The following is a 7187-nucleotide window of genomic DNA, read 5'->3' on the forward strand; positions in this document are numbered from 1 at the left end:
ATTATATATAGCTATCATTCATTACCTTTATATGCTTGTTACAAGATAATTATATTATTTAAGTAGATATAATCATATTATCGGTCTAATAAGTATAGTAAACAGACTTCTCAATATTATACAAAAGCTTACATCTTTAAATCTTGACTTAACAATACCAAGTAAAACACCAAAAACAGTACCTATAATAATTTTTGAAATAATAACTTCAAATGTATAGTAAGAGTTATTATATAACATTATGTAATTATGTATAACATCTATATATCCTATATTATAAATACCAGATAATATAGATGTTATACATATAACTTTACTCTTTGATTTTATAAAATTGTTTAAATAATTCCATATGTACTCTCTAAAAAATAATTCTTCAAATACTGGAACTATTAATACAGATAAAGTCATCATAGTTACATAAAAAAACATATAGCCTCTATTGTAATAAATTGAGATTACCACTAGAGATAAAGCTACTATAAAAAGTATCAAATTACATCTTTTTATAAGTACATTATCTTTATTTTCATTGAAAGCTTCTGTGATTTTTCTATTTCTCACCTTGTTATACAAAGAATTATTTTTTAAAAATAAAATTAATGATAACCCAACTATTGTAAAAGAAATTAAATTTACAATGTTAAAATTTTCAAGGGTAAATTCAAATTGACTTAGAAGTATATAATTTAAAATCATCCTTACTATCTGAACTATAAACATCAATGAAATAGAATCCATTATACATTTTTTATAACTATACTTCATCCCCAATTTAAATCACCCCATGTATATACTAATCGTAAAGTCCATTTAATACTCTACTCACAGTTGCTTTACTCCAACTTGTTTCACTTGAAATTTCTTTATAGCTTAAACCATCTCTTCTCAAGTTTTTTATATTATTTATATCATCATCAGTAATTTGTTTTTCCTTTGGCTTAAGACTATTTTTGTAGCTTCTAAGTCTATCTAATTCTGATTTTAAACTATCTACTTCAAACTGTTTTTTTTGAAGCTTACTCTCATAAGAGTCTCTCATTTCATTAAATTCTTTGATGTAGTTTACTTTCCAATCCTCATCAATCTTTGTTTTAAATATACCCATATTTGAACCTCCTTAAATTTTGTTACTCTAGTTATGTATCGATTATAAACATTAATTTCTATACTTATCTTTAAAATCCTTGTACATAACCCCTATATAAGTTAGTAAAATTCAGATATATTTTTACAATTTTAAATATATATTAACAATATCAAAAAAACATACTGTCTTAATATAATATATTATACATTAAAATTTATTAAAATGAACTTTTTCATAGTCCAAATCAGAGTCACAGTATGATTTTTTTTCTTCATCAGGGTAGCCTATAGAAATTATACATTCTACACTGTACTTATCAGGTATGTTCAGTTCATCTCTAATATATTTATCAGCATCTATACTATCATCATGCATCCTATTTCTTACTTGTATCCAGCAAGAACCTAATCCAAGCTCATGAGATTGAAGTTACTTCTTCTTTTTTTTAGAAATTCAATCATCTAAATCAACCCTTTCATAATAGCATACATTTTCTTTACATAATGCCCTACTAATACTGGAAATGTATTCTCTAGCCTTTGTATTATAAATACTTTTTATAATATTTTATCATAACAATAGAAAGATTTCTCTTTTCCTAGGAAACTCATTTCACCAATTTTGATAAATCCACATTTTATAAGCAATGAATTCATCTTTGAGTTTATTGAATATGTATCACTCTTTAAATATGATACATCATTTTCTTTAGCTAATTCTTCAGCAAAATCAACTAGTTTAGATGCAATTCCCATCTTTCTAAAACTTGGATTTACTGCCATTCTATGTACTACCATAGCCTTCTCATTAGACGACCAATTTAAATCTATATATTCTTTAGGTTCATCATAATTAATACATATAAATCCTGCTATCTTTCCATCTACTTCTTCTACATATAAATCTTGTTTATCAATATCAGAAACAAAGTCTTTATCTGATGGATAGTTTTCATCCCATTGTGTATTATTATAGCCTTTCATTTCCTCTACTGTTGATTTTATAATTCCCATGATACTATCTAAATCATTTATATTTGCTTTTCTAATCATAAAAATATCTCCTTATATTCATATATTAATTTACTACCTTTTTACTTTAAACCATTCTTCTTCTATATTTTTTCTCATTTTCTCTAGTATATTGTTTGCTGTTTGCTTCTCTTCATCTGTAAGATTATTAAAACAGATTTCTATACTTCTATTTTCTTCTTCAATTATTAACTCATATACTTCTAAAGATTTATTAGTTGGAGTTAAATTGTATCCTCTTTTATCAAACTCATCTTGCTTTTTATCCACATATCCTGCTTTTATTAACTTCTGTATAGCTTTGGTTGTAGTAGCCTTATCTACTTTTAACACATTTGATAATTCTACAAGGTTTATACCAGGATTTTCACAAATTCGTGTTAAAAAAGTAAATTGCCCTTTTTGTAACTTTAATTCTTTGTACTTCATATCATTTATTGAATTTACTGCTCTAGATAAAGTACCAACTTCTCTTAATATATTACTGTCTAAAGTTTTAATCAAATACACCTCCAATCAATACCTCTAAATTTAAAATATATTTAGTTGAACTTTTAACTATATTTGTATATTACTATATATTGGTTGAATATTCAACTAAAAAAATAACTTTTTTACATTTATTTTTATTCATATTTTTGAATGGATGCTTATAAATATATAATTACAGAGCTAAAAAAGAGCTGTTAATTGTCCCATATACAATTAACAGCTCTTTTTAGGCTTACATCATATTATTACTATAAACAACAACTAAATATATTTACATACCTCATCTGCAAATTCAGTAGTTGAAGCTGAACCACCTAAGTCTACAGTTAATTTACTTCCATCAAGAAATACTTTTTCTAAAGCTGTTTCTATCTTTTGTGCATTTTCATATTCCCCTAGGTATCTAAGCATCATTACTGACGATTGAATAAGAGCTGTTGGATTAGCTTTATTTTGCCCAGCTATTTGTGGAGCACTTCCATGAACAGCTTCAAATATAGCACAATCTTTACCAATATTTGCACTTGGAATTATACCTAAGCCTCCAACAAGACCAGCTCCCAAATCAGATAGTATGTCTCCATAAAGATTTGGCATTACCATTACATCGTAGTTTTCTGGATTTAAAACTAAGTTCATAGCTGCTGCATCTACAATTAAATCATCATACTCGACACCATGTTTTGATGCTACTTCTCTAAATACATCTAAAAACAAGCCATCAGACATTTTCATTATGTTTGCTTTATGTATAGCTGTAACTTTTTTTCTCTTGTTATCTTTAACATAGTTACATGCAAAGTCAACAATTCTCTCACTTGCACCTCTTGTTATTATCTTTATACTTTCAGCTGCATAATCACCTATCTTATGTTCTATACCAGCATATAAGTCTTCTGTATTTTCTCTTACTACCACTAAATCAACATCTTCATATCTTGACTTTATACCTTTAAAACTCTTAATTGGTCTTAAGTTAACATATAAATCTAATGCTTGTCTTAAAGTTACATTTACACTTCTAAATCCTTTCCCTACAGGAGTAGTGATTGGACCTTTTATAGCTATTTTGTTCTTTTTTATACTATCTATAATATATTGAGGAAGTGGAGTTCCATATTCTTCAATAACTGCTTCTCCTGCATTAACCTCTTCCCATTCTATCTCTACCCCAGTAGCTTCTACAACCTTTTTCATAGCTTTCGCAACTTCTGGTCCTATTCCATCTCCTGGTATAAGTGTCACTTTATACATTAATATTCCCTCTTTTCATATTAATTAGCTTGATTCTTAGTGTAATTTAATTTTCCACCTGCTTTTAATACATCAACTTCTTTTGCTGATAATTCTACTTTAACTTTGAAAGAAGTTCCTTTGCTTAAATTCTTAACCTCTAAAACACCACTATCTAAATTATCTAAAATATTTGGTATTTCCAGACTATCTAAAAGAGATAAATTTTCATAATCTTTTTCATCACAAAACTCCATTGGAATTATACCACTGTTTATTAAATTGGCTTTGTGTATTCTTGCAAAGCTTTTCACTATTACTCCTTTAACACCAAGATACAATGGTGCTAAGGCAGCATGTTCTCTACTTGAACCTTGTCCATAGTTGTCTCCACCAATTATAAATCCACCATCATTATCTTTTGCTCTTTGAGGAAACTCTGTATCTACAGTATTAAAACAATAATTTGCAAGATATGGTATGTTACTTCTAAAAGGAAGTAACTTAGCATTTGATGGCATTATATGGTCAGTAGTTATATTATCTTCTGTCTTCAATATTACTTTTCCACTTATAGACTCACTTAGTTCTGTATTAAGAGGGAAAGGCTTTATATTAGGACCTCTAACTACTTCTACATCGCTTCCTACATCAGAAGGCTTTATTATCATACTATCATCTATTAAAAATTCATTTACATCTAAGTTTTCAAATTTAACATCAAATTCTCTTGGGTCTGTAAGTTGTCCCTTTATAGCACTTACTGCTGCTACTTCTGGGCTCACTAAATATACTTGTGCTGATAGAGTTCCACTTCTTCCATAGAAGTTTCTATTGAAAGTTCTTAAAGATACAGAATCAGTTCCTGGAGATTGACCCATACCTATACATGGCCCACAAGAGTTTTCTAATATTCTAGCTCCAGCACTTATTATATCTCCTAAAGCTCCATTTCTAGCTATCATTTCCATAACCTGTCTTGAGCCTGGTGCTATTACCAAACTTACATTCTTATGAACTTTGTTGCCTTTTAAAATTTGGGCTACTTTCATTAAGTCTTCATAAGAAGAATTTGTACAGCTTCCTATCGCAACTTGGTCTATTTTAATCTTTCCTATATTTTCGACTTCATCTACATTGTCTGGACTATGAGGTTTTGCAGCTAATGGTTTTAATTCATCTAAGTTTATAGTAATCTCTTCATCATAAATTGCATCTGAATCAGATTTTAGCTCCATCCAAGCATCTTCTCTTCCTTGACTCTTAAAAAACTCTAGTGTTTTTTCATCACTTGGGAATATTGAAGTAGTTGCTCCAAGCTCAGCTCCCATATTTGTTATTGTGGCTCTTTGTGGAACAGATAGATTTTTAACACCTTCTCCTCCATATTCATAGACTTTACCTACGCCACCTTTTACAGTTTGTTTTCTCAACACTTCTAATATTATATCTTTTGAAGATACCATATTATTTAATTTTCCAACTAAGTTTACCTTACAGACTTTTGGTGCTTTTATATAGTATGCTCCTCCTGCCATAGCTAGAGCAACATCCAATCCCCCAGCACCAATAGCCATCATACCAACACCACCAGCAGTAGGTGTGTGGCTATCAGAACCCAAAAGTGTATCTCCTGGTGTTGAAAATCTTTCTAAAAACACTTGATGGCAGATACCATTTCCTGGTTTAGAAAAATAAACACCATATTTATCAGCTACTGTTTGTATATATTTATGGTCATCTGCATTTTCAAATCCTTGTTGTAACATATTATGGTCTACAAATGCAACGCTTCTTTTTGTTTTTACTTTATCTATGCCCATAGCTTCTAATTGAAGATATGTCATTGTTCCAGTGGAATCTTGTGTTAAAGTCTGGTCTATTTTTATCCCAATTGAATTGCCAGCAACAGCCTCTCCATCCACTATATGTTTTTTTATTATTTTATAAACTATATTATCTCCCATACTTTCCTCCTAAACAATTATATCTTAAATATATGAACCTCTAACTGCTTCTTCTTCTGTTGTACCTTTTTCATGTGCTAGTATATCACAATATAATTGAAGAATCTCTTTATCCATCAAACTTCTTTTCAATCTTATAGATGTAGCTCTTATGGCATTTAATAATTTGGTAGCGTTTTCTGGAGAAATATACATTTCATATTCACTCAATTTATTTATTACTGCTGCTCTTCCTGAATGCTTTCCTATTACTATCTTTCTTTCAAGATTTACTTCACTTGGGTCAAATGGTTCATAGTTATGTGGGTCTTTTAAAGCTCCATCTGCATGTATACCTGATTCATGTATAAACATATTATCTCCAACTACTGGTTTCCATGTAGGAAGTATTCTTCCTGATGCTTGTGACACATACTCACATATCCCTCTAAACTTTCTAGTATCTACGTTATTTAAATCACATTTATAGATGCATTTAAGTGCCATTAAAACTTCTTCTAACGCTGCATTTCCAGCTCTCTCACCTAAGCCATTAACTGTAACTCCAACATAGTTTGCTCCTGCTGCTAATCCTGCAAGTGCATTTGCTGTTGCCATACCAAAATCATTATGTGTATGCATTTCTATGTCAAAATTAGTTCTTTCATAAAGAGTTTCTATTGCATTTTTTATAGAAAAAGGATTCATAACTCCTACAGTATCACAATATCTAAATCTATCTGCTCCTGCTTGCTTTCCAACATTTATAAACTCAGTTAAGAAGTCGATATCCGCTCTTGAAGCATCTTCTCCATTTACTGAAACATATAATCCATTTTTCTTTGCAAATTCAACTGTCTTAGCCATGTTCTCTAAAACCCAACCTCTAGAAGTTCTAAGTTTATTTTCTATATGAATATCAGATACTGATATTGATATGGCTACTGCATCAACACCACAAGAAATAGATTCTTCAACATCTTTTATCACTGCTCTATTCCAAGCCATTATATCTGCTTTTAAATTTCTATTGCATATGTGCTTTATTACATTTTTTTCGTCTCCACCCATAGTAGGTATACCAACTTCAATTTGGTCGACACCTAAATCACTTAACATCTCAGCAATCATTATTTTTTCTCTATTCGCAAATACAACCCCAGCTGTTTGTTCTCCATCTCTTAAAGTAGTATCTACTATTTTGATTTCCTTTGCTCTATCTTTTGATATAATGCACATATTAATGCCCCCCTTAGTATACATTTAGTTTTAATAATATTAGGTCTTATTTTTCAGTGATGTCTCTAACTTTTGATTATTTTTTTATTTTTTATTCATTTTAATTTCATTTGCAATTTATTTTTTTAGCTTTTCATATCTTGTAATCTATTATAT

General features: G+C 29.4%; 7 protein-coding genes and 1 pseudogene. All 8 read right to left on the bottom strand.

What is annotated here, in order from left to right:
• Nucleotides 1-72: 72 nt before the first annotated feature.
• Nucleotides 73-768, bottom strand: a complete 696-nt coding sequence (locus KGF52_RS19595) for a CPBP family intramembrane glutamic endopeptidase (protein WP_227841343.1) — start codon at nt 766-768, stop codon at nt 73-75.
• A gap of 28 nt (nt 769-796) precedes the next feature.
• Nucleotides 797-1108 carry a helix-turn-helix domain-containing protein gene (locus KGF52_RS19600; protein WP_227433351.1) on the bottom strand — a complete coding sequence of 104 codons (312 nt, stop codon included), beginning with the start codon at nt 1106-1108 and terminating at the stop codon, nt 797-799.
• Between the two features lie 189 nt (nt 1109-1297).
• A pseudogene (locus KGF52_RS19605) lies at nt 1298-1504 on the bottom strand (NAD(P)H nitroreductase); the annotation flags it as partial.
• 143 nt (nt 1505-1647) lie between these two features.
• Nucleotides 1648-2142: a GNAT family N-acetyltransferase gene (locus KGF52_RS19610; RefSeq protein ID WP_227841341.1), complete on the bottom strand. Its 495-nt coding sequence runs from the start codon at nt 2140-2142 to the stop codon at nt 1648-1650.
• A gap of 33 nt (nt 2143-2175) precedes the next feature.
• On the bottom strand, nt 2176-2625 hold the full coding sequence (locus KGF52_RS19615; RefSeq protein ID WP_227830131.1) for a MarR family winged helix-turn-helix transcriptional regulator: 450 nt from the start codon (nt 2623-2625) through the stop codon (nt 2176-2178).
• Nucleotides 2626-2874: 249 nt separating this feature from the next.
• Nucleotides 2875-3867 carry an isocitrate/isopropylmalate dehydrogenase family protein gene (locus KGF52_RS19620; RefSeq protein ID WP_227482972.1) on the bottom strand — a complete coding sequence of 331 codons (993 nt, stop codon included), beginning with the start codon at nt 3865-3867 and terminating at the stop codon, nt 2875-2877.
• A 20-nt stretch (nt 3868-3887) separates the two neighbouring features.
• Nucleotides 3888-5813, bottom strand: coding sequence for an aconitate hydratase (locus KGF52_RS19625; RefSeq protein ID WP_227841342.1), 1926 nt, complete (start codon nt 5811-5813; stop codon nt 3888-3890).
• 24 nt (nt 5814-5837) lie between these two features.
• Nucleotides 5838-7031, bottom strand: coding sequence for a homocitrate synthase (gene nifV / locus KGF52_RS19630; protein WP_227433357.1), 1194 nt, complete (start codon nt 7029-7031; stop codon nt 5838-5840).
• Nucleotides 7032-7187: the final 156 nt, after the last annotated feature.

Source organism: Clostridioides sp. ZZV15-6597 (genome assembly GCF_020657815.1).
Lineage (GTDB): Bacteria > Bacillota > Clostridia > Peptostreptococcales > Peptostreptococcaceae > Clostridioides.